The sequence below is a fragment of the Pseudoalteromonas sp. SIMBA_162 genome, assembly GCF_046535955.1.
GTDB lineage: Bacteria > Pseudomonadota > Gammaproteobacteria > Enterobacterales > Alteromonadaceae > Pseudoalteromonas > Pseudoalteromonas marina.
Map to the genome: position 1 here is coordinate 1 of NZ_JAWJBQ010000951.1, position 246 is coordinate 246.

The following is a 246-nucleotide window of genomic DNA, read 5'->3' on the forward strand; positions in this document are numbered from 1 at the left end:
TACGCCAGCTGGTTGCTGCTACGGTCCAGCTCGGCATAGGTCATCTGCTGGTCGTCGAAAATCAGCGCCAAGGCGTCTGGCCGCTCACGTGCCTGACGCTCCAGCAACTGGTGCGCGCACAGGCCGCTGCTGGCTGCTGGCGTCGGGTTCCAGCCATGGGTCAGTTGCTGGCGCTCGGTGCTGCCAAGGAAGTCCAGCTCGGCAACGCAACGCTGCGGTTCGGCGCAGATGGCCTCCAGCAGCGCC

Annotated in this window: 1 protein-coding gene; it reads right to left on the reverse strand. The window is 66.3% G+C overall.

The features are described from left to right. A partial coding sequence (locus R0J88_RS22525; RefSeq protein ID WP_410901248.1) for a hypothetical protein occupies positions 1-246 on the reverse strand: 246 nt, incomplete at both ends.